The organism is Rhizobium sp. CIAT894 (genome assembly GCF_000172795.2).
In the GTDB taxonomy this organism is placed as follows: Bacteria; Pseudomonadota; Alphaproteobacteria; order Rhizobiales; family Rhizobiaceae; genus Rhizobium.
The window spans coordinates 2,872,638-2,895,599 of record NZ_CP020947.1 but is presented as its reverse complement, the minus strand read 5'-3'; the positions used below and the strand labels follow the sequence as shown (position 1 = coordinate 2,895,599).

The window sequence follows — 22,962 nt, the reverse complement described above, 5'->3', positions numbered from 1 at the left end:
ATCATACGCGCTCGACGAACCCGTCCAGTACGCGCTTCTGGCCCGCGCGATCGAATTCGATCGTCAGCTTGTTGCCTTCGATGCCGGTGATGTTGCCGTTGCCGAATTTCATGTGGAATACGCGGTCGCCGAGGGTGAATTTTGACGGTTCCGACGAGGTCGATTTCGCCACCAGTTCGCCGTCGATCGTGCGTCCCTTCGGGCCGCTTTCGCCGTAGCCGATGCGTTCGACGGCGTGGCCGGAGCGGCTGCCCCAGTTGTCGCGGGTGGCCTCTGTCTTGTTGGCCTGGGCGCGTTTCCAGCCGGGCGTGGAATAGGAGTTGGCGAAGGGTTCCGCCTTGTCGAAGCGGGATTGACCGTAGCCGCCGCGGCCGTAACCGCCGTAGCTCTGCTCCATCGCGGCGACCTCGACATGGGTTTCCGGCAGTTCGTCGAGAAAGCGCGAGGGCAGGGTCGATTGCCAAAGGCCGTGGATGCGGCGGTTGGAGACGAACCAGATGTGGCAGCGGCGCTTGGCGCGGGTGATGCCGACATAGGCGAGGCGGCGCTCCTCCTCCAAGCCGGCGCGGCCGCTTTCATCGAGCGAGCGCTGATGCGGGAACAGGCCTTCCTCCCAGCCCGGCAGGAAGACGGTGTCGAACTCCAGGCCCTTGGCCGAGTGCAGCGTCATGATCGAGACGGCGTCGAGGTTCTCGTTGGTCTCGGCATCCATCACAAGGGACACGTGCTCGAGGAAGCCGCGCATCGACTCGAAGCTTTCCATCGAGCGGATGAGTTCCTTCAGGTTTTCGAGGCGGCCGGGCGCTTCGGCGCTCTTGTCGTTCTTCCACATGTCGGTATAGCCGGACTCTTCGAGGATCTGCTCGGCAAGTTCGGTATGCGGTGTGTTTTCAAGCAGTTCCTGCCATCGGCGGAAAGATTGAATCACGTCGAAGAGGGCTTTTCGCGCCTTCGGCTTCAGCTCGTCCGTCTCGATGATGTCGGCGGCCGCTGCCAGCATTGGAATGTCGCGGGCGCGGGCATAGTCGTGTAGCGCGCGCACCGTGGTATCGCCGAGACCGCGCTTCGGCGTGTTGATGATACGTTCGAAGGCGAGATCGTCGGCTGGCTGCGCCACCAGCCGGAAATAGGCCAGGGCATCGCGGATTTCGAGGCGCTCGTAGAAGCGCGGGCCGCCGATGACGCGGTAATTGAGGCCGAGGGTGACGAAGCGGTCTTCGAATTCGCGCATCTGGAAGGAGGCGCGCACCAGGATCGCCATGTCGTTCAGGAGATGTTTGTTCCGCTGGAGCTGCTCGATCTCCTCGCCGATGGCGCGGGCTTCCTCCTCCGAATCCCAAGAGGCGTGGACCTGCACCTTGACGTCGTCGGGATCGGCGCGGTCGGTGAACAGCGTCTTGCCGAGGCGGCCCTCATTGTGGGCGATCAGATGGGCGGCTGCCCCGAGGATATGTTCGGTCGAACGGTAGTTGCGCTCCAGCTTGATGACCTTGGCGCCGGGGAAATCCTTCTCGAAGCGCAGGATATTGTCGACCTCCGCGCCGCGCCAGCCATAGATCGACTGGTCGTCGTCACCGACGCAGCAGACATTCTGCGGCTCGCCCCTGGCGCGCTGGGCCAGAAGCCTCAGCCACATATACTGCGCGGTGTTGGTGTCCTGGTACTCGTCGACGAGGATATAGCGGAAGCGGCCGTGATATTCCTTCAAGAGGTCCGGGTTCTTGCGGAAGATCGCGATCGGATGCATCAAAAGGTCGCCGAAATCGCAGGCGTTCAGCGTCGTCAGGCGCGCCTGATAGGCGAAATATAGATCGCGGCCACGGCCGTTGGCAAAGGCCCGGGCATCGCCCTCGGGGATATCGGCGGGGCCGAGGCCCTTGTTCTTCCAGGTGTCGATCATGCCGGCGAACTGCTTGGCCGGCCAGCGTTTGTCGTCGAGGCCTTCGGCCTGGATCAGCTGCTTGATCAGGCGGACGACATCGTCTGTGTCGAGAATGGTGAAACCGGAGCTCAGGCCGACGAGTTCGCCATGGCGGCGCAGAAGCTTGACGCCGATCGAGTGGAAGGTGCCGAGCCAGGGCATGCCCTCGACGGCGCCGCCGACGAGCAGCGCGATGCGCTCCTTCATCTCGCGGGCGGCCTTGTTGGTGAAGGTGACCGCGAGGATCTGTGAGGGGAAGGCGCGGCCGGTATTGAGGATATGGGCGATGCGGGTGGTCAGCACGCGCGTCTTGCCGGTGCCGGCGCCGGCGAGCACCAGGACGGGGCCTTCCAGGGTTTCGACGGCTTCGGTCTGCTCCGGGTTCAGCCCGGCGAGATAATCCGGCCGCTTGCCGCCGTCACGCGCCGCCATGGCGCGCGCCGCGATGCCGCCGCCGGCGGGCGCTCTTCCGGCGGGCGCGGCAGGCGGCTGCGGCTTGCGCGCCATCTCGCCCGGCTCTTCGTCGAAGAAGGGAATATCGTCGAAACTATTGCTCATGGCGCGTAATGTAGTGATTCGGGAAGGAAAGACCAGAAAAGATGTTCTGCTTTCATTCCCGAACCGGCGCTATCCCAAGGGGTTTCCAGGCGCGGAAGTCGCGGCTGCGATCTCCCTCCAGCGGAGGCGGCCGAAAAATCCTGATGCAGCCTGTCGGAACCGATCCGGGGCGGCCGTCCTTGGAGCAGCGGACAACAGTCCGGATCAATCGTCAACAAGGAGGCTGTTCATGCCGAAGGTCGTTTCAAATCTCTGGTTTGCGGAGGAAGCCCGCGAGGCCGTCGAATTCTACGTGTCGATCATTCCGAATTCCAAGATCGGCCGCAGCACCATATTGCCGGCGGAAACGCCGAGCGGGCCTCCCGGCAGTGTCGAACTGATCGAGTTCACGCTCGGCGAACAGGCCTTCCTGGCGATGAAGGCCGGCCCGCTCGACAGCTTCAACCATTCCTTCTCGATTGCAATCCTGCTGGAAAGCCAGGCGGAGATCGATCGGGTCTGGGATGCCTTTCTCGCCAATGGCGGCACGCCGGAGGCCTGCGGCTGGCTGAAGGACCGCTGGGGGCTTTCCTGGCAGATCGTGCCGCGTGTTCTTTCTGAAATGATCGCCGACAGCGACCGCGAGCGGGCGAAGCGCGTGACCGAGGCGATGCTCGGCATGGTCAAGATCGATGTCGGTGCACTGGAAAAGGCGTTCAACGGCTGAATTGTCTCGGCGGGCGCATGATCCGGTTGCCGGGATGCGCCCGCTTCCATCTGTCTGGGGCGCCTCGGCACGTGCTGTCCAGCATCGACTTTGCGCAGATCCGGCTGCCAATCGTCGATTTTTCGAGAGTTCGAATCACGGGCGACATTGCACACCCTTTTCATCTTTCTGTCACGTCGCGAAATGTGCTGATATCGCGAAGGCACCCTTCTCAACTACAATAATGAACAGTTTCGTAGAGTTCAAAAAAGAACCGGTGCATGCACACTTTTGTGCATTGCTAGAAACAGCCGGTGGGCGTCGAATATATCTGCGAAATTATTGATTCTTAGGAACGCCGTGACCATCTCGATGGTTATACGGCTTAGAGCCTGCGGCATAACCTTAATGGAGGTACCATGCTGAGTGAATCCGTATTCGATGCGTTTACGCGCAGTTACGAAGCGCGCCGCGAAACCGATATGTCGGTGCAGGAGTATCTCGATCTCTGCAAAAAGGACCCGATCGCCTATGCCAATGCGACGGAGCGTCTGCTCGCCGCGATAGGTGAGCCGCAGATGGTCGACACCGCCAGGGATGCGCGCCTCGGCCGCATTTTCATGAACAGGACCATCCGCATCTATCCGGCCTTTGCCGGCTTCCATGGCATGGAAGAGACGATCGAACGCATCGTTTCCTTCTTCCGGCATGCCGCGCAGGGGCTGGAGGAGCGCAAGCAGATCCTCTATCTGCTCGGCCCGGTCGGCGGCGGCAAGTCGTCCTTGGCGGAGCGGCTGAAGCTCTTGATGGAAGTTCATCCGATCTATGTGCTGAAGGCAGGCGACGAGATCAGCCCTGTTTTCGAAAGTCCGCTCAATCTCTTCGATCCGGAGACGATGGGGTCGCTGCTCCAGGAGCAATACGGCATCCCGCTGCGGCGCCTGAACGGGCTGATGAGCCCGTGGTGCCTGAAACGCCTCGACGATTTCGGCGGCGATATTTCCCGCTTCCGCGTCGTCAGAGTTCAGCCTTCGCGGTTGCGCCAGATCGCCATCGCCAAGACCGAGCCCGGTGACGAGAACAATCAGGATATCTCCTCGCTGGTCGGCAAGGTCGACATCCGCAAACTGGAAACCTATTCCCAGAACGATCCCGATGCCTACAGCTATTCGGGCGGGCTCAACCGCGCCAATCAGGGCATCCTTGAATTCGTCGAGATGTTCAAGGCGCCGATCAAGATGCTGCATCCGCTGCTGACGGCGACGCAGGAGGGCAACTATATCGGCTCCGAGAATATCGGCGCGATCCCCTTCTCCGGCATCGTGCTGGCGCATTCGAACGAAGCGGAATGGCAGACCTTCAAGGCCAACAAGAACAACGAGGCATTCATCGACCGTATCTGCGTGATCAAGGTGCCCTATTGCCTGCGCGTGATGGAAGAGCAGAAGATCTACGAGAAGCTGATCGAGGGGTCGGAACTCGCCGATGCGCCATGCGCCCCGGCAACGCTCGAAATGCTCGCCCGTTTTTCCGTGCTTTCACGCCTGCGCAAACACGAAAACTCGACGTTCTTCTCGAAGATGCGCACCTATGACGGCGAGAGCCTCAAGGAAACCGACCCGCGCGCCCGCAGCGTTCAGGAATACCGCGATGCTGCCGGCATCGATGAGGGCATGGACGGAATATCGACCCGGTTCGCCTTCAAGGTGCTTGCCTCCACCTTCAACCACGACACGACAGACATCGGCGCCGATCCGGTTCACCTGATGTATGTGCTGGAGCAGTCGATCCGCCGCGAGCAATTTTCCGACGATGTCGAGAAGCGCTATCTGGAGTTCATCAAGGCCGATCTTGCGCCGCGTTACGCAGAGTTCATTGGCAATGAGATCCAGAAGGCCTATCTTGAATCCTATGCGGACTACGGACAGAACCTGTTCGACCGCTACGTCGATTATGCCGATGCCTGGATCGAAGATGTGGACTTCAAGGATCCCGATACCGGCCAGCTTCTCGACCGTGAGCTCCTCAATCAGGAACTGACGAAAATCGAAAAGCCCGCCGGCATCGCCAATCCGAAGGATTTCCGCAACGAAATCGTCAAGTTCTGCTTGAGATCGCGGGCAGCCAACGGCGGAAAGAATCCGTCATGGACCAGTTACGAGAAAATTCGGGAAGTCATCGAAAAGCGAATGTTCTCGCAGGTCGAGGATCTCTTGCCGGTCATTTCCTTCGGATCGAAGAAAGATTCCGAAACGGAAAAGAAGCACAGCGAATTCGTCTCGCGCATGGCCGCGCGGGGTTACACCGAGAGGCAGGTTCGACGCCTTGTGGAATGGTACATGCGCGTCAAACAGGCAAGTTAATGCGGAGCCATTATGCACATTGTCGACCGGCGGTTAAATCCGCGCGGTAAAAGTCTGGAAAATCGGCAGCGGTTCCTTCGACGCATGAAGGGCGCCGTGCAGCAGGCGGTGAAACGCTCTCTGCAAAACCGCAATATCCGCGACGTGCTCGACGGCGGGGAGATCAGCCTGCCGATCGACGGAATGGCCGAACCGAATTTGCGCCGGGGCGGCGGTGGCATCCGCGATCACATCCTGCCTGGAAACAGGGCCTTCGTCGAGGGTGACATCCTTCCGCGCCCGCCGGGGAGCCGGGGCGGAAAACCCAAGGATGCAGGCGAGGGCGACGGCGAGGACGGCTTCCGTTTCGTGCTGACGCGCGAAGAATTCCTCGACGTGTTCCTCGACGATCTGGAACTGCCGGACCTTGCCAAGCGGCGCCTGGCCGAAACCGAGGAGGAAACGCCGTTCCGGGCCGGTTATTCCGTATCCGGATCGCCGTCCAACATCGCCGTCGGTCGCACGACGAAGCTCGCGATGATGCGCCGCGTCGCGCTTCACCGCCCGCGCCGCGAAGAGATCGAAGCCCTGCAGCGGCAGATCGAGGAATGCGAGGACGATGAGAGCCGCGTGGCACTTGAGGCGAAACTCAAGACCCTGACGGATAAAAGCCGGCGCATTCCCTATATCGATCCGCTCGACGTCAGATATCGCCGCTTTGAAAACGAGCCGAAGCCTGTGGCAAAGGCGGTGATGTTCTGCCTGATGGACGTGTCCGGCTCCATGTCGGAACACATGAAGGACCTGGCGAAACGGTTCTACCTGCTGCTCTACCTCTTCCTGTCGAAGCGCTACAAGAAAGTGGAGATCGTCTTCATCCGCCATACCGACAGGGCCGAAGAAGTCGATGAGGAAACCTTCTTTTACGGTCCGGCGACGGGCGGCACGCTGGTATCCAGCGCGCTGGCGGCGATGCGGGCGATCATCGCGGCGCGCTTCGATCCGGCGGAGTGGAACATCTACGGCGCCCAGGCCTCGGACGGCGACAACGCCCATTCGGACGGAAACCTGACCGGCCAGCTGGTGCGCGATATTTTGCCGCTGTGCCAGTATTTCGCCTATATCGAGGTCGGGGAAGAAGGCGGCGACTCCTCGATATCCCGTTCGCCTCTCTGGATGCTCTATGACGGGATCCGGTCCGAACTGCTGCCGCTCTCAATGCGCAAGGTCTGCCGGCGAAACGAAATATTCCCGGTTTTCCACGATCTCTTCCAGAAACGTGACGCGCAATCGAAGGTAACGCCATGACCACGATGCTGAGGTCGAAAGAGCTGCTTCTGTTCGAAGGTGCCGATTGGGATTTTTCAACACTGCAGCGGATCCACGATGCCTGTGAGGCAATCGCGCTCGGCGAACTCGGCCTCGACGTCTATCCGAACCAGATCGAAGTCATCACTTCCGAGCAGATGCTGGATGCCTATTCCTCGACCGGCATGCCGCTCTTCTACCGCCATTGGTCCTTCGGCAAGCACTTTGCCCATCATGAAGCCTTCTACCGCCGCGGCATGCGCGACCTTGCCTATGAGATCGTCATCAACAGCTCTCCGTGCATCTCCTATCTGATGGAGGAAAACACGGCGACGATGCAGACGCTCGTCATCGCGCATGCAGCTTTCGGCCATAACCACTTTTTCAAGAACAACTATCTCTTCAAGCTCTGGACCGATGCGGAAGGCATCCTCGACTACCTCGATTTCGCCAAGGGCTATATCTCCCGTTGCGAGGAACGTTATGGAGAGGTGGCCGTCGAGCGCACGCTCGATGCGGCGCATGCGCTGATGTCGCATGGGGTGCACCGATATGCCGGCAAGAATACTCTCGACCTCCGCCAGGAGGAGAAGCGGCTACAGGAGCGCCGGGCTCACGAAGAACAGATGTTCAACGATCTGTGGCGCACGGTTCCCGTCGGCAAGGCCAAGAAGGCGGGCGACATCGGCCTGGAAAAGCGTCGCGCCGCCCTCGGCCTTCCGCAGGACAACATCCTTTATTTTCTCGAGAAGACGGCGCCGCGGCTGCAGCCATGGCAGCGCGAGATCCTTCGCATCGTCCGCCATGTCGCCCAATATTTCCATCCTCAGCGGCAGACCAAGGTGATGAACGAGGGAACTGCCACTTTCGTCCATTACCAGATCATGAACCGGCTGCACGAACGCGGGCAGATCAGCGATGGAAACATTCTCGAATTTCTGAAGTCGCATGCCAATGTCGTGTTCCAGCCGAATTACGACGACCGGCGGTTCTCCGGCTTCAATCCCTATGCGCTCGGTTTTGCGATGATGCAGGACATCGAGAGGATCGTGACGGCGCCGACGGAAGAGGATCGCGCATGGTTTCCCGATATCGCGGGCCGCGGCGATGCGATGGGTGTCCTGCGCGATATCTGGGCCAATTACCGCGACGAAAGTTTCATCAGCCAGTTCCTGAGCCCGCACCTGATACGGCAGTTGCGGCTGTTCCATCTCTATGACGATCCGGAACAGGCCGAGGGGGTGCTCGTTTCGGCAATTCACAACGAGCGCGGTTATCTGCGTATTCGCCGCCAGCTCTCGCGCGAATACGATATCGGCTGGACCGATCCGGCCATCGATATCGTCGATGTCGATCTCGCCGGCGACCGGCGTCTGTTGCTGCAGCACATCGTCATGAATGGCTGCTATCTCCAGGAAGACGATACGAAACTCGTCCTGCAGCATCTCGCCGATCTCTGGGGCTATGACGTCCTGCTACAGGAAATCGACGGTTCGAACACTGTGGGAAGGGAACACACGGCGAGCCCGCGCAAGATCGTTCAGTGAGAGCGTTTTCTCTTGAGCCCTGATTTGGAAGGCTCTGGAGCCGGTGGTGAGTCGGTTTCCGGACGATTTCATGGGGTCGGCTGATCGCGACCAGTCTTCGCCAGATCGTGATCCGTTCGAAGGCCGGAAGGAATGACGGCGTGGATGCTCGACACCAATATCGCCAGCCATGTCATCAAGGGCGATCGGCCGGAAATCCCTGAAAGGCCGGCGGTGCTTCCGACGGACGAGATCGTCATCTCATCGGTCACACGCGTGACAAGGCTTTTGCCCGCATTTCGGGGGCTTTGAAGGTCGACGACCGGGCGAGCGAAAAAAGCGGAACCGGTTACGCTCGGAAATGATCGATCGATGATCGGCAATTATCGATAGCAACAAAGGCAAAGCCTTCGTAATCTGCGACCGCTGTGATCGCTCTGCCGATTTACTCAACCAGGTTCGGCCTTTGCGGCGATCTTTCCGGGACGGATAGCGCGGAGACGAGAGACCATGGGTGAAACGCGGCGCAAGCTGACGACGATCTTCTGTGCTGACGTGCAGGACTATACCCGGCTGATGGGGGCTGACGAGGAAGAGACGCTTGCGGCGCTGAAGTGCTGCCGGGAGGCGATGGGGCGCCTGATCGAAAGCCATGGCGGCCGCGTCATCAATACCTGGGGCGATGGGCTGATCGCCGATTTCCCGAGCGTGGTCGAGGCAGTGCGCGCGGCTGTCGATACCCAGAATGAACTTGCCGGCTTCAACGCCCGCCGCCCGTCCGACGGGCGCATGCTGTTCCGCATCGGCATCAATCTCGGCGATGTGATCGTCGAAGGCGACGACATTTACGGCGACGGCGTCAACATCGCCGCGCGGCTGCAGGCCTCGGCTGCGGCCGGCGGCATCGTCATATCCAGTACCGTCTACGATCAGGTTCGCAACAAGGTCGCGGTCGGTTTCGAGTTTCTCGGACCGCTGATGGTGAAGAATGTCGACGAAGGCGTGCCGAGCTATGCGGTTAGGATCGGCAATGCCAGGGACCAAGCGCCGACTGCCGAACGGTCAGGTCACGCACGGCCGCAGCCGGTGGCTGAAATCGCCGGGGCAAGAGCGGTGTCTGGCAGACGCAGGTTGTTCGGTGTGCTCGGCGTCATCGCGGCCGTCCTGATCGCCATCAATCTTTTGTCGTGGCAGGGCGTTTTCTGGGCGCGCTTTCCGGTGCTTGCGCTCGCCGTCGTCGCGGCACTCGCCTGGAATCGCGACCAGACCCGGTTCAACCGCAAGATCACCTCGCTGGCGATCGTGGCGCTCGGCATTGTCGGCATCAACCTCTTCACCTGGACGGGGCAGTTCTGGGCGGTGTGGCCGATATTGGGGATTGCGGCCGTCATGGGCGTGCGATGGTCGATGCGTCGATAGGCGTCAGCCGATATTGGTAGAGATTTCGCGCGGCAGCCCGCCCGGCAATCGGCGGTGTCGAAGAGATGGCGAGGGTTCGTTCAAGCAAAAGTGAGCGGCCGGATTATTTCCATTCTTTGTTGATATTACAAATCCGTAATGCCGGCTGCTTATGCTTGCCGGTAAGCTGTAAACGCGCGATATTGTCGCACCATGGGATTGTGATCCCGCAGCGCCTCTTTCGACCGACCCTGGCCCAACCTCGAGTCCCTCCGGAGACGTGAATGGCTTTTTGGAAGCAGTTTATACTTTCGCTCATCATCATTGTTGCCGGCTTTGCCGCGTGGGTTTTCTTTGTGCCCGGTGCCGGCGATAGGATGCGCGATGCAGGTATTCCAGACGGCATCGTTTCCAGGATCGCGCCGAAGGCTGAGGAGACGGCGGATGCCGACACGCCCGCCCGGGCACAAGGGCAGCAGCGGGGCGAGGGGCAGGGACAGAACCGCCGCAATGGCGGCGGGCGCAACGGCGCCACTCTCGTCGCAACGCAGGCCGTCGTCCAGGGCGTCGTCAACGACCGGCTGAACGCCATCGGCACGGGTGACGCGATCCGTTCGGTGGCGGTGACCGCACAGGCATCGGGCACGATCCGCGAAATCCTCATCAAGTCGGGCGATAAGGTCAAGGCCGGCCAGGTGCTTGCCAAGCTCGACAGCGAGGAACAGGTGATTGCCCGGGGCCAGGCCGATGTGGCGGTCAAAGCCGCCGTCGAGAAATCCAATCTCTATCACAACATAAAATCCAGCGTGTCGCGCATGGACGTGTTCGATTCCGAGATCGCCGAGCAGGGGGCGCGGCTGCAGCTGCAGGCGGCCGAACTCAATCTCGCGCGGCGCAACATTATTGCGCCGATCGACGGCATCGTCGGCATCGTACCGGTGAATATCGGCGATAACGTCACGACAAGCATTCCGATCGTCACACTCGACGACCGGTCGGAAATCCTCGTCGATTTCTGGGTGCCGGAGCGCTTCGCCAACACGGTGTCGGTCGGCCAGCCGGTCGAGGCTATGTCGGTGGCAAAGCCCGGACAGGTCTTTTCGGGCACGGTCGAGTCTGTCGACAACCGCATCGACGCGGCAAGCCGCACGCTTCGCCTGCGCGCCAAGATCGACAATAGTTCGGATGAACTGCGCGCCGGCATGTCCTTCAGCGTCAGCATGAAATTTCCGGGTGACAAATATCCGGCCGTCGATCCGGTTTCCGTGCAGTGGGATTCTCAAGGGGCCTTCGTCTGGCAGGTCGACGACGACAAGTCGCACAAGGTGCGGGTCAGCGTCGTACAGCGCAACCCGGATTTCGTGCTCGTCAAAGCCGATCTCAAGGACGGCGACAAGATCGTGACGGAGGGCCTGCAGCGCGTGCGCGAGGGAGGGGCAGTGCGCGTCTCGGCCGACGTGGCCTCGAATGGGGAGGCCGTTACCCAATGAGCGTGACCGAGCTTCATCAGGACAGGGCCTCGGGCAAGCAGAGCTTCACCGCGCTTTTCGTGCGCCGGCCGATCCTGGCGCTGGTGTTCAATACGCTGATCGTCGTCGCCGGCCTTGCGGCCTATGTCGGCGTCGAAGTGCGCGAACTGCCGGATGTCGACCGTCCCGTCGTCACCGTGCGCACCGGCTTCGACGGTGCGTCGCCACAGACCATCGACCAGGAGCTGACCAAGGTCATTGAGGGGGCGGTCGCCCGCGTCAGCGGCCTGAAGTCGATCTCGTCGACCTCTTCCTTCGGCCAGAGCCGGGTGACGCTGGAATTCTCCGATGCGATCGACCTCGCGGTTGCCGCCAACGATGTGCGCGACGCGATCGGCCGGATCACCCAGAATCTGCCCGACGAGGCGGATGCGCCGCAGATCGTCAAGGCGGATTCGGATTCCTCGCCGATCATGCGCCTTGCCGTCACCTCGACCAAACTCAACATGGACGACCTGACGCAACTCGTCGAGAACGAGGTGATTGATCGTCTTGCCTCTGTCGACGGTGTCGCCGACGTCGAGGAATACGGCGATCAGGAGAAGGTCTTCCGCGTCGACGTCGACCAGGGTGCGCTTGCCAGCCGCGGGCTGACCATCGGCGATCTGACGAAGGCGCTCGACAATGCCGCACTCGACGTGCCGGCCGGATCGCTGAAGAGCAATACGCAGGATATCGTGGTGCGCGCCACCGCCAGCCTGCAAACGCCGGCGGATTTTTCCAACGTCATGCTGCAGGACCGCATCCGGCTCGGCGACGTCGCCACGGTGACGCTTGGGCCGCGGGACGGTGAAACCGCACTGCGCTCCAACGGCAAGCCTGGCATCGGCCTCGGCATCATTCGCCAGGCACAGTCGAACACGCTCAATATCTCGACCGGCATCAAGGCCGCCGTCGACCAGCTGTCGAAGACGCTGCCCGAGGGAACGACGATCGCCATCACCAGCGACGACGCCGTCTTCATCCAGGGCGCGATCCACGAGGTGGTGCTGGCCTTGGTGCTTGCCGCCGTCATCGTCACCGCCGTCATCTATCTCTTCCTGCGCGACTGGCGGGCGACGCTGATCCCGGCGGTCAGCATGCCGGTGGCGCTGATCGGCACGCTGGCGGCGATCTATATGGTCGGCTTCTCGATCAACATCCTGACGCTGCTCGCCATCGTGCTGGCGACCGGCCTCGTCGTCGACGACGCGATCGTGGTGCTCGAAAACATCGTGCGCCGGCGTGCCGAAGGCATGGGTCCACGCGCGGCGGCGGTTCTTGGAACGCGCGAAGTATTCTTCGCCGTCATCGCCACGACTGCGACGCTCGCGGCAGTCTTCATTCCGCTCTCCTTCCTGCCGGGGCAGGTCGGCGGCCTCTTCCGCGAATTCGGCTTCGTGCTCGCCTTCTCGGTCGGGCTGTCGTCGATCGTGGCGCTGACGCTCTGCCCGATGCTTGCCTCGCGCATGCTGACAAAGCCGATGCTGGAAGATCACGGCGCGCTCGGCCGCTTCGGCGGGGCGCTTGCCGATCTCTATAAATGGGCGCTGCACGGCTGCCTCAGCGCGCCCTTTGTCGTCATCCTGTTCTCGGTGATCTTCGCCGGCGCGGCGGTCATCGCCTTTTCCACAGTCAAGAGCGAGCTGACGCCCGAAGAGGACCGGTCGATGGTGATGATGCGGCTGACGACGCCGCAGGGATCGAGCCTCGAATATACCCGCGACAAGATGCAGCTCGTCGAGGAATATCTGCAGCCGCTGGTGACGAGCGGCGACATTCGCAACATCTTCTCGATCTCCGGCCAGGGTGGTTCTTTGAATAGCGGCTTCATGGTGCTGACGCTTGCTCCCTGGGGAGAGCGGCACAGGACGCAGGCGGAGATCATCGGCGACATCAATCAGGCGGCATCAAAGGTGCCGGCACTGCGCGGCAACGCCATCTCATCCAACAGCCTGCGCATCCGCGGCGCCGGCAGCGGCGTGCAGATGGCGCTTGTTGGTAACGATCACGAGGCGCTGACGGCGGCGGCCGCCAAGCTGGTCCAGGCGCTCGACGCCACCGGCCAGTACGACACGCCGCGCCTGACCAACGAGCCCAGCCAGGCGCAGGTGTCGGTGGCGATCGACCGCGAGCGCGCTTCCGATCTCGGCATCGACATATCAGGGCTTTCGACGGCGATCCAGTCGCTGCTCGAAGGGCGCTCGGTGGTCGACGTCTTCGTCGACGGCGAATCCTATCCCGTGCTTTTGACCTCGACGACGCGGCCGATCGACGACCCGACCGATCTCGAAAACGTGTTCCTGAAGACCGGTGACGGCAAGATCGTGCCGATGTCGGTCATCGCTACGATGACAGAAGGCTCGGTGGCGCCGCAGCTCAACCGCGAGCAGCAGCTCGCTTCCGTGGCGATCACCGCCGGCCTGAAGAACGGCATGTCGCTCGGCGACGCCGTCAAACAGGTAACGGAACTTGCCGCGCCCCTGCTGCCGGCAGGTTCGCGCCTGTTGCCGCTGGCGGAAGCCGCAACGCTCGAGGAGAATTCGAGCGGTATGGCGCTGACCTTCGGCTTTGCCATCGTCATCATCTTCCTGGTGCTGGCCGCGCAGTTCGAAAGCGTGCTGTCCTCGCTGATCATCATGTCGACGGTGCCGCTTGGTCTTGCCTGCGCTGTCTTCGCGCTTGTGATCACCGGCTCCAGCTTGAATATCTACAGCCAGATCGGCCTCGTGCTTCTCGTCGGCGTCATGGCGAAGAACGGTATCCTGATCGTCGAATTCGCCAATCAGCTGCGCGACAGGGGCGAGGACGTTCGTTCCTCGATCGAGAAGGCCTGTGCGCTGCGCCTTCGGCCTGTCATGATGACGATGATCGCCACCATCCTCGGCGGCGTGCCGCTGGTCTTTGCCCATGGCGCGGGCGCGGAAGCGCGCGTCGCGCTCGGCTGGGTGATCGTCGGCGGTCTCGGTTTTGCGACGTTGGTGACGCTGTTCATCACGCCGGTCGCCTATCTCCTGCTTGCCCGCTTCGCCAAGCCGCACGCCCATGAGGAAGCGCGGCTGCACGAAGAGATGGCGATCGCCACGCGGCCGCGTGCCGCGCCTGACGATGAGCAGCTGCAGGCTGCCGAATAGATTTTCATACGATTTCGTAACGCCGCCAGACGCCCGTTTGGCGGCGTTTCCTAGTTTCCTATGGTTTATGAAGGCTTGAGAAATAAGCTAAATTACTTCTGAAGATTAGCCGTTTATTAAGCATAAAACGGCAATGATCGTTCGCAGGAACCGACTGGTCTTCGCCGTTCTTGAGGGCCGCAATGCGCTGGAAATCCAGCGACCCCGGACATGATTGTCTGCGCGGACGGTTCATTTCTTGTTCAGTTTGCGTTTGTTGTGTCTTGGAGTTTAGTCCCGTGAGTATTTACCAGCGCGTCTCCGTTGATGCGGCGCTCCATGTGTTGCGCGATATCAACCGGAAGATGGATGTCACCCAGAACCACGTCACGACTGGCCAGCGTGTCGCCAAAGCCAGCGACAACGCAGTCTATTGGTCGGTCGCCACCACCGCGCGTACCGACAACAAGGCAATTTCCGCGGTACAGGATGCACTCGGCATGGCAGCCGCCACGATGGGCACGGCCTATACAGGCGTCCAGAACGTCATCGACGTCGTCTCGGAGATCAAGGCCAAGCTGGTGGCCGCGAGTGAAGACGGGGTGGACAAGGACAAGATCAACGAAGAGCTCAAGCAGTTGCAGGAGCGGTTGCGCAGCGTTTCGGAGTCGGCGACCTTCAACAGCGACAATTGGGTGGTCCTCAACAACGACGCGACACCGACGCAGCCGCGCCAAATCCCGGCCTCCTTCATCCGTAACGCCGACGGTACGGTGTCCGTGGGCATGCTGAGCTACCATATCGACAACACGCCTGTGGGGTCCACCACCTCCAAGGATGCGCGTTACCTGATCGACGATCGCGCCACCGGTACGGGCGAATACGGCGTGCTGACATCGGACCATTTTGCCACCGAACTCGGCGTCTCGCAGAACTACGTGCTGATGACGAGCAAAAACGGCACCACCACGGGACAAGTGGTGATCTCGCTTTCGTCCACCACGACGCAAGGACAGGTCAGCGAAATGATCAGTGTCGTCGATGCCGCTCTGTCGCAGCTGACGACAGTCGGCTCGGCTTTCGGTGCTTTGGAAAAGCGCATCAACCTGCAGAACGACTTCGCCACCAAGCTGCACGACAACAACACCGCTGGCATCGGCCGGCTCGTCGATGCCGACATGGAGGAAGAATCGAGTAGGCTCAAGGCATTGCAGACGCAGCAGCAGCTCGGGCTGCAATCGCTCAATATCGCCAATGCAACCTACGACACGGTCAGGCAGCTGTTCCAGAATTTCTAAGAGCTGATCATAACCATCCGCCCTCGTGGTTCGAGACGGCCCCTTGGGCCTCCTCACCATGAGGGCTTATCGTTGCCTGCTGCCCATGAGGCCTGCCCAGTTGCTAAAACTGGTGATATCAGCGCATTCCCGCAACATGGCGGCTGTTTCGGCGCCTGAAATTCCCCTATCAAGGGAACATCTTCATTTTCTTGCCGCAATCCTTGCCATTTGCTCGCATCAGTTTTGAACGGAGACCGTCCTGTCCATGATCAAGAAATTCCTACTTCTGGCTGTTGCAGCAAGTTATCTCAGCGCCTGCACGACGACCGATCCCTATACCGGCGAGCAGAAGGTTTCCAATACGGCGGGTGGCGCAGCACTTGGCGCGATCGGCGGCGCTCTCGTCGGCGTGGCCGTCGGCGGCGGCGGCCACGGCAAGCGTAACGCAGCGCTGATCGGCGCCGGCGTCGGCGCTCTCGCCGGCGGCGCGATCGGCAATTACATGGACCAGCAGGAATCCGAGCTTCGCGCCCAGCTTCAAGGCACCGGCATTTCGGTGACCCGCAACGGCGACAACATCATTCTCAACATGCCGTCGAACATCACCTTCGACGTCGACCAGGACGCGGTGAAGCCGGGCTTCTATCCGACGCTGAATTCGGTGGCGATCGTGCTGCGCAAATTCAATCGCACGCTGATCGACGTCAACGGTCATACGGATTCGACCGGCAGCCTGCAGCATAATCAGGATCTGTCGCAGCGCCGCGCGCTTTCGGTTGCCGATTATCTCGGCGGCCAAGGCATCGATCAGCGCCGCGTCTCCGCTGTCGGCTTCGGTCCGTCCCAGCCGGTTGCATCCAACGCGAGCGAGGCCGGCCGCGCCCAGAACCGCCGCGTCGAAATCCAGATCGCGCCGATCACCCAGGGCTGAGTCCGGCTCATGCTCCTTTGGGAAAGGCCGGGTCGCTCCCGGCCTTTCTCGTCAGTGCTGCATCGTCGCGCCCTTGGTGATCTTGTCGACGATTTTCTTTTCGGCGCGCAACGCGATGCCCACCACCTTGGCGTCGTCGGGTGCGAATTCGGCGAACACGGCGCGGTTGGCCGCATCGTGACCGGTCGCAAACATCTCCTCGATGAAAAGAGAAGGAGTGACATCGCGCTCCAGCGCGCGGCGGTGGATGGCCGACATCGTCGCCTCATCGGCCGAGAGCACGATGATCGGCTGGATCGATAGCGGATTGTAGAGGTTTCCGGCACGGTCCTTGTAGGGCTCTCCGATGATTTCGGGGTGTCCGCCGGCAACGCCGGTCATCAGGAAGGCGGTGACGTTCAGTTTCTGCCAGCCGGCAAGATTGTTTCGCAGGACGACGGCAATTTTGGTATCAAACATCAGACGTTCCTTCATCTAGCTATCGGAGTATCGGGCGCGTTGAGCCAGGATCTACATCCGCAGGCCTTCGGAGGTCTTGAACGTTTGTGCGCGGGATCCTCCGGCAACGCCATACTGGCCGCGCCTGCCTTTCCCGGCATCGAGCGCATCGAGGCGCAGTTTTCAGGCAATGCCTTCGAACCGCACCGGCACGACACCTATGCGCTTGGTGTGACGCTGAAAGGCGTGCAGACCTTCCGCTATCGCGGCGAACAGCGCTTCAGCCTGCCGGGGCAGGTGATCGTGCTGCATCCCGACGAGGAGCATGACGGCGGGGCGGGTACCGAGGACGGGCTGCAATACCGCATGCTCTACCTGGAGCCGTCGCTGCTTCTCGAATGCCTGGAGGCGGATGGGCTCGGCCTGCCTTTCGTCGACGAACCCGTCATCGGCGATTCCGCACTGGCGAGTGTGCTGCTGGCGGCGCTCGGCGAACTCGACCGCGAGCTGGACGAGCTGTTCGTCGACGATTTCCTGTCGCGGATAACAAATGGGCTGTCCCGGCATGCGCGTGCGCCGCGCCGGCCGCTCGGGACTGTGGCCTGGCGCCAGGCGCGGGCGGCACGGGATTATCTCGAGGCGCATGCGACCCGAGCAGTGCGTTCGATGGAGCTCGAAGCGGTGACCGGGCTCGACCGTTTCGCACTGTCGCGGCATTTCCGGGCGGCCTTCGCCACCAGTCCGCATCGCTACCTGCTGATGCGGCGGCTGCAGCGGGCACGCACGATGATCGGCGCGGGCGAGGGGATATCGGACGCGGCAGCGGCCACCGGCTTTGCCGACCAGAGCCATCTCAATCGGCATTTCAAGAAGGCTTATGGCATGACGCCCGGCCAATGGGTCACGCTCAGACGGGATTTTCCGCAAGACCGGAGCGGCGGGCGATGAAGCGGGCGAGCGTCGGGCCGATCATCAGAATGACAAGAAAGCGGCCGGTCTGCATCGCCATGACGAAGGGCACGTCGACATCGCTCGCGGTGGCGATGATGGCGACGGAATCGGCACCACCGGGGCTGGTGGCGAGATAGGCCGTCAGCGGATCGATGCCGGCGAAGATGTGAAGGGCGGCCGCCATGCCGCCGCAAAGCGCCATCAGCAATATGATGCAAGCCGACACTCTCGGCAGGGCACGCGCCACATGCTCAAGGATCGAACGGGTGAAACGCAGGCCGATGCTCCAGCCGACGAGCGCATAGGCGATGGCGAGCAGCCACATCGGCAACTCTATCTTCAAAAGGCCGATACCCTGCAGGAAGGCGCCGAGGAAGAGCGGTACGATGATCGTGCCGCCCTGGATGCGCAGGCGGCGCACGCCATAGGCACAAATGGCTGCAAAAGCCATCGTCGCCGCAAGGGCCGGCCAGTCGACTTCGGGGAAGAGGATGAGCGGCGGCGGCTCGGCGCCGTCGGCCGCCGCCCACAGGCGCGAGATTACCGAGGCGCCGACGGCGACGAAGACGACACGCAGATATTGCATGAAGGCGACGAGGCGGGCATCGGCGCCATAGGCTTCCGACATGATGACCATGGCGGAAGCGCCGCCCGGTGACGAGCCCCAGACGGCGGTCGTCCCCGGCAGCACCTGCCAGCGTGTCAGGAGCCAGCCGAGGCCGGTGGCAATGGCGATGACCGAGAAGATGAACAGCAGGAAAAGCGGTGCGTCCTTCGCCATGGTGGCGAGAATGTCGGGAGTGATTGTGCGCGCCATCATCAGGCCGACGAGAACCTGGGCGAACTGCAGCGGCGAGGCGGGAATGCGAAGTTTTCCCTTGCCGACGGTCAGCGCCAGCAGGATGGCCGCAGCCATCGGTCCGATCAACAGCGAGGCGGGCAGGGCGAAGAGTTCGAGGAAGATGACGAGAGCGGTCGAAAGCGCCAGCAGCAACGCCCATTTCGGCAGGCCGGTATCGCGCAGCAGGCGGCTGGTGTCGCTGAATGACATGATCCCCGTACCTTTCCTGGCCGGTGCCAGGCTCTAAGGCTGAAGATGGGAGGAAGCTCCGGCATGACGACGAGAGGCCGGCTGCAAGGAGCGGCCGGTGCGGGTTCGATATAGGTGGACGCGAGGCGCGGGGTCAATTGCGAAATCCGGTTTCTCGCCGCCCGGGCATGCGAAACTGATTCATCAGGCCGCTTTAAGTCATTGTATGTATTATAGGTGCACATGGCCGGCGAGAAAATCGAGCAGGGCGCGCAGGCGCGCCGGCAGCGGGCCGCCCTGGCCCATATAGAGGGCATAGAATTCCTCGATATCGCCGGGATTGGCCGCTTCGAGCACCGGCACGAGGCGGCCGGCATTGATGTCGGCGCGCACCGTGAAGGCGGCAAGGCGAGCAAGGCCGGCGCCGGATAGTGCGAGATGCCGCATGGCTTCGCCATCTCCGACCTGGATGCCAGGGGTGATCGGAAGCGTTACCGTTTCGCCGTCCTCGCGCAGCGGCCAGCCCTCGACGGCGCGGGCATAGGAAAAACCGATGCGGCAATGGCGGCGGAGATCGGTGACCGTGCGCGGTTCGCCTTGACGCTTGAGGTAATCCGGCGACGCGACGATGATCTTGCCGGTGGCGCCGAGCTTGCGGGCGATCAGGCTGGAACTTTTCAACGGGCCGGTGCGGATCGCGACGTCTGCACGCTCCTCCATGAGATCGACGATCCTGTCGGTATGAGAAATATCCAGCGTCACGGCGGGATGAAGCGCCATGAAGGCCGGCACGAGCGGCGCGAGCACATGATTGCCGAAGGAGCCGCTGGTGTTGATGCGGATGCGGCCGGCGGTTTCTTCGCCCGTCGAGGCCTGGTGCTCGGCCTCGGCGATATCGGCCAGGATGGCGATGGCGCGCTCATAGAAAGCGCAGCCCTCCGGTGTCAGTTGCAGCTTTCGGGTCGAGCGGTTGACGAGGCGGGCGCCGAGGCGCGCCTCCAGCCGGGCGACGAGTTTGCTGACGGCCGACGGTGTCATGCGCCGGCTGCTTGCGGCAGCCGAAAAGCCGCCGCGCTCGACGACGCTGACGAAAACTTCCATTTCGCCGGAGCGGTTGATGTCCTGACGGCCCATGATGAATTCAAGTCATAGATGAAATGCCGGCAGGCAATCTATATCACCAAGTGACCAACGTCTATCTCATGGGAAATCGAAGGAGACAGATCCATGGAATACAGAAATCTCGGCGCATCCGGCCTCAGGGTGCCGGCTTTAAGTTTCGGCGCCGGCACATTCGGCGGCAGTGGCCCGCTGTTCGGCGCCTGGGGCAATACCGATGCCGAAGAGGCGCGGCGGCTGGTTGACATCTGTCTTGAAGCGGGCGTCAATCTGTTCGACACGGCCGACGTCTATTCCGGCGGCGCGTCCGAAGAAGTGCTCGGTCAGGCGATCCGCGGCCGTCGCGGTGACGTGCTGATCTCGACGAAGACGGCGCTGCCGATGGGCGAGGGGCCGCAGGACTGGGGAACGTCGCGGGCGCGGCTGATCCGCGCCGTCGAGGCTGCCTTGCGCCGGCTGGGGACCGACTATATCGACCTTCTGCAGCTTCACGCTTTCGATGCCTCGACGCCGGTGGACGAAGTGCTGTCGACGCTCGACGGGCTCGTTGCGGCGGGCAAGATCCGCTATACCGGCGTTTCCAATTTTGCCGGCTGGGAGCTGATGAAGTCGTTGGCCGCGGCCGAGCGCCATGGCCACCCGCGTTATGTCGCCCATCAGGTCTATTATTCGCTGGCGGGGCGCGATTACGAATGGGAGCTGATGCCGCTTGGCGCCGACCAGGGTGTGGGTGCGCTCGTCTGGAGCCCGCTTGCCTGGGGACGGCTGACCGGCAAGATCCGCCGTGGCCAGCCGCTGCCTGAGGCGAGCCGGTTGCACGAAACGGCGCAATATGGCCCGCCTGTCGACGATGAGAAGCTGTTCGACATTGTCGAGGTGCTGGACGCCATCGCAGCCGAGACCGGCCGGACGGTGCCGCAGATCGCCATCAACTGGCTGCTTAACCGCCCGACGGTGTCGAGCGTCATCATCGGCGCCCGCAACGAGGAGCAGCTCAGGCAGAACCTCGGCGCGGTCGGCTGGGGCCTGTCGAAGGATGAGATCGAGAGGCTCGACGCCGTCAGCGCCGTGACGGCTCCCTATCCCTATTTCCCCTATCGGCGGCAGGAAGGTTTTGCGCGGCTCAATCCACCGATCGTCTAATGCATGTCGCCCGGAAGTGTGCAGCGGTTCCGGGATAACGACATGCATAAAAACAAAGAGCTAAAGCGCGTCGCATGAATCAAGTTTAGTGCGAGGCGCTTTAGACGACGCATCGGCGTATAACAAAAGGGGAATGAAATCTTCCCCATTCTTAACTGGACAGCCGCTTTGACTTGCCGCATACCCAGCGAAACACGATATGGTTTCTGCGGAATGGCAGGGAGATCAAAGGGATGGCGCTCAAGGACGCGAAGGCCGGCATACGCAACGAGGCGGGGATATCAGCCGTGCTCGGCATCCTCAAACAGAGCTTCGGCGAGCGCTTCCAGACCGGTCAGTCCTTCCGTGAACAGCATGCCCACACGACCACTTACATCCCGCCGCAGTTGCCGGACGGCGTGCTGTTTGCCGAGGGCGCCGAGGACGTGAAGGCTGCGGTCAAGGTCTGTGCTGCCCACAAGGTGCCGGTGATCGGCTTCGGTGTCGGCACCTCGCTGGAGGGCCAGGTCAATGCCGCCAATGGTGGTATTTCGATCGATTTCAGCCGCATGAACCGGGTGCTCGAGGTCAATCCCGAGGATCTCGACTGCACCGTCGAGCCGGGTGTGACGCGCGAGGCGCTGAACATCCATCTGCGCGATACCGGCCTGTTCTTCCCGATCGACCCCGGCGCCAATGCTTCGATCGGCGGCATGGCCTCGACGCGGGCTTCCGGCACCAATGCTGTGCGCTACGGGACGATGAAGGACAATGTGCTTGCCGTTACCGCCGTCACGGCCAATGGCGAGGAGATCCGCACCGCCCGGCGTGCCCGCAAATCCTCGGCCGGCTACGATCTGACGCGGCTCTTCGTCGGCGCCGAGGGCACGCTTGGCGTTCTGACCTCGGTGACGCTGCGCCTGCAGGCGATCCCGCAGAAGATCGCCGGCGGGGCCTGCGCCTTTCCCAGCATCAAGGCCGCTTGCGATGCCGTCATCATGACGATCCAGATGGGCATTCCGGTGGCGCGCATCGAGCTGCTCGATACGGTGCAGATGCGGGCTTGCAATGCCTATTCCAAACTTTCCTACGCCGAAAGCCCAACGCTCTTCCTCGAATTCCACGGCACCGACGAGACGGTGCCGCTGCAATCGGCAGCCTTTGGCGAGATCGCCGCGGAGTGCGGCGGGGGCGAATTCCTCTGGACCGCCAACGCCGAGGAGCGGACGAGGCTCTGGAAGGCACGCCACGATGCCTATTGGGCTGCAAGGGCGCTGGCGCCCGGGCTTGCCGCACTTTCGACCGATGTGTGTGTTCCGATCTCGAGGCTTGCCGATTGTGTTTCGCAAACGCAGGCGGATATCGAGGAGCACGGGTTGCTGGGACCGATCGTCGGCCATGCCGGCGACGGGAACTTCCATGTGCTGCTGTTGTTCGACGACAAAAGCGCGGAAGACATCGCCATGGCCGAGAGCTTCGTGCAGCGGCTCAACCGGCGGGCGCTCGACATGGACGGGACATGCACTGGCGAACACGGGATCGGGCAAGGCAAGATGGCGTTTCTGGAACAGGAGCTCGGGGGCGCCGTGGATCTGATGCGACAGGTGAAACAGGCGCTCGATCCGGACGATATCTTCAATCCCGGCAAGATTTTCCACCATGGCTGAAAGCGCGGAATATTCTCGTGAACTTGGGCCTTGCTCCCGGCATGAATAGCGCTAGAACAGGATTT

General features: G+C 61.9%; 16 protein-coding genes and 1 pseudogene. 13 read left to right on the top strand and 4 right to left on the bottom strand.

Features of this window, described 5'->3' with window-relative positions; genetic code table 11:
- Position 1: 1 nt before the first annotated feature.
- A complete protein-coding gene (locus tag RHEC894_RS14395; protein ID WP_085737770.1) occupies positions 2-2,479 on the bottom strand; it encodes a UvrD-helicase domain-containing protein in 2,478 nt (825 codons plus the stop codon).
- Between the two features lie 229 nt (positions 2,480-2,708).
- Here RHEC894_RS14395 and RHEC894_RS14390 point away from each other — a divergent pair, with 229 nt between their 5' ends.
- The 10 genes and pseudogenes from RHEC894_RS14390 to RHEC894_RS14350 all read left to right on the top strand — a co-directional run bounded on the left by RHEC894_RS14390 (position 2,709) and on the right by RHEC894_RS14350 (position 16,570).
- The gene (locus tag RHEC894_RS14390) at positions 2,709-3,185 is read left to right on the top strand and encodes a VOC family protein (RefSeq protein WP_085737769.1); all 477 of its coding nucleotides are present in this window, start codon (positions 2,709-2,711) and stop codon (positions 3,183-3,185) included.
- Between the two features lie 398 nt (positions 3,186-3,583).
- Positions 3,584-5,527 (top strand): PrkA family serine protein kinase, encoded by a 1,944-nt coding sequence (locus RHEC894_RS14385; RefSeq protein WP_085737768.1) that lies wholly within the window; start codon positions 3,584-3,586, stop codon positions 5,525-5,527.
- Positions 5,528-5,539: 12 nt separating this feature from the next.
- A complete protein-coding gene (locus RHEC894_RS14380) occupies positions 5,540-6,814 on the top strand; it encodes a YeaH/YhbH family protein (RefSeq protein WP_085737767.1) in 1,275 nt (424 codons plus the stop codon).
- Complete coding sequence (locus RHEC894_RS14375) at positions 6,811-8,361, top strand: SpoVR family protein (RefSeq protein WP_085737766.1); 1,551 nt, start codon at positions 6,811-6,813, stop codon at positions 8,359-8,361. The genes RHEC894_RS14380 and RHEC894_RS14375 overlap by 4 nt, the downstream gene beginning before the upstream one ends.
- Positions 8,362-8,493: 132 nt before the next feature.
- Positions 8,494-8,613 (top strand): annotated as a pseudogene (locus RHEC894_RS33025) (VapC toxin family PIN domain ribonuclease); the annotation flags it as partial.
- Between the two features lie 237 nt (positions 8,614-8,850).
- Positions 8,851-9,759, top strand: coding sequence for an adenylate/guanylate cyclase domain-containing protein (locus RHEC894_RS14370; RefSeq protein ID WP_085737765.1), 909 nt, complete (start codon positions 8,851-8,853; stop codon positions 9,757-9,759).
- 263 nt (positions 9,760-10,022) lie between these two features.
- Positions 10,023-11,228: an efflux RND transporter periplasmic adaptor subunit gene (locus RHEC894_RS14365; protein WP_085737764.1), complete on the top strand. Its 1,206-nt coding sequence runs from the start codon at positions 10,023-10,025 to the stop codon at positions 11,226-11,228.
- On the top strand, positions 11,225-14,380 hold the full coding sequence (locus RHEC894_RS14360) for an efflux RND transporter permease subunit (protein ID WP_085737763.1): 3,156 nt from the start codon (positions 11,225-11,227) through the stop codon (positions 14,378-14,380). The genes RHEC894_RS14365 and RHEC894_RS14360 overlap by 4 nt, the downstream gene beginning before the upstream one ends.
- Before the next feature lie 278 nt (positions 14,381-14,658).
- Positions 14,659-15,657 carry a flagellin gene (locus tag RHEC894_RS14355; protein WP_085737762.1) on the top strand — a complete coding sequence of 333 codons (999 nt, stop codon included), beginning with the start codon at positions 14,659-14,661 and terminating at the stop codon, positions 15,655-15,657.
- 247 nt (positions 15,658-15,904) lie between these two features.
- Positions 15,905-16,570 carry an OmpA family protein gene (locus tag RHEC894_RS14350; protein ID WP_085737761.1) on the top strand — a complete coding sequence of 222 codons (666 nt, stop codon included), beginning with the start codon at positions 15,905-15,907 and terminating at the stop codon, positions 16,568-16,570.
- Positions 16,571-16,621: 51 nt separating this feature from the next.
- Here RHEC894_RS14350 and RHEC894_RS14345 read toward each other — a convergent pair whose 3' ends face one another.
- Positions 16,622-17,029: a DUF2000 family protein gene (locus RHEC894_RS14345; RefSeq protein ID WP_010066476.1), complete on the bottom strand. Its 408-nt coding sequence runs from the start codon at positions 17,027-17,029 to the stop codon at positions 16,622-16,624.
- Positions 17,030-17,068: 39 nt separating this feature from the next.
- On the opposite strand from RHEC894_RS14345, the gene RHEC894_RS14340 reads away from it, so the two are divergent.
- Complete coding sequence (locus RHEC894_RS14340) at positions 17,069-17,956, top strand: AraC family transcriptional regulator (RefSeq protein WP_085737760.1); 888 nt, start codon at positions 17,069-17,071, stop codon at positions 17,954-17,956.
- Here RHEC894_RS14340 and RHEC894_RS14335 read toward each other — a convergent pair.
- The gene (locus RHEC894_RS14335) at positions 17,916-19,010 is read right to left on the bottom strand and encodes an AbrB family transcriptional regulator (RefSeq protein ID WP_085737759.1); all 1,095 of its coding nucleotides are present in this window, start codon (positions 19,008-19,010) and stop codon (positions 17,916-17,918) included. The two genes, RHEC894_RS14340 and RHEC894_RS14335, sit on opposite strands and share 41 nt — an antisense overlap.
- Positions 19,011-19,220: 210 nt before the next feature.
- The gene (locus RHEC894_RS14330; protein WP_085737758.1) at positions 19,221-20,123 is read right to left on the bottom strand and encodes a LysR family transcriptional regulator; all 903 of its coding nucleotides are present in this window, start codon (positions 20,121-20,123) and stop codon (positions 19,221-19,223) included.
- A gap of 93 nt (positions 20,124-20,216) precedes the next feature.
- Here RHEC894_RS14330 and RHEC894_RS14325 point away from each other — a divergent pair, with 93 nt between their 5' ends.
- Both RHEC894_RS14325 and RHEC894_RS14320 read left to right on the top strand, forming a co-directional pair.
- Positions 20,217-21,251, top strand: coding sequence for an aldo/keto reductase (locus RHEC894_RS14325; RefSeq protein WP_085737757.1), 1,035 nt, complete (start codon positions 20,217-20,219; stop codon positions 21,249-21,251).
- A 233-nt stretch (positions 21,252-21,484) separates the two neighbouring features.
- Complete coding sequence (locus tag RHEC894_RS14320) at positions 21,485-22,897, top strand: FAD-linked oxidase C-terminal domain-containing protein (protein WP_085737756.1); 1,413 nt, start codon at positions 21,485-21,487, stop codon at positions 22,895-22,897.
- Positions 22,898-22,962: the final 65 nt, after the last annotated feature.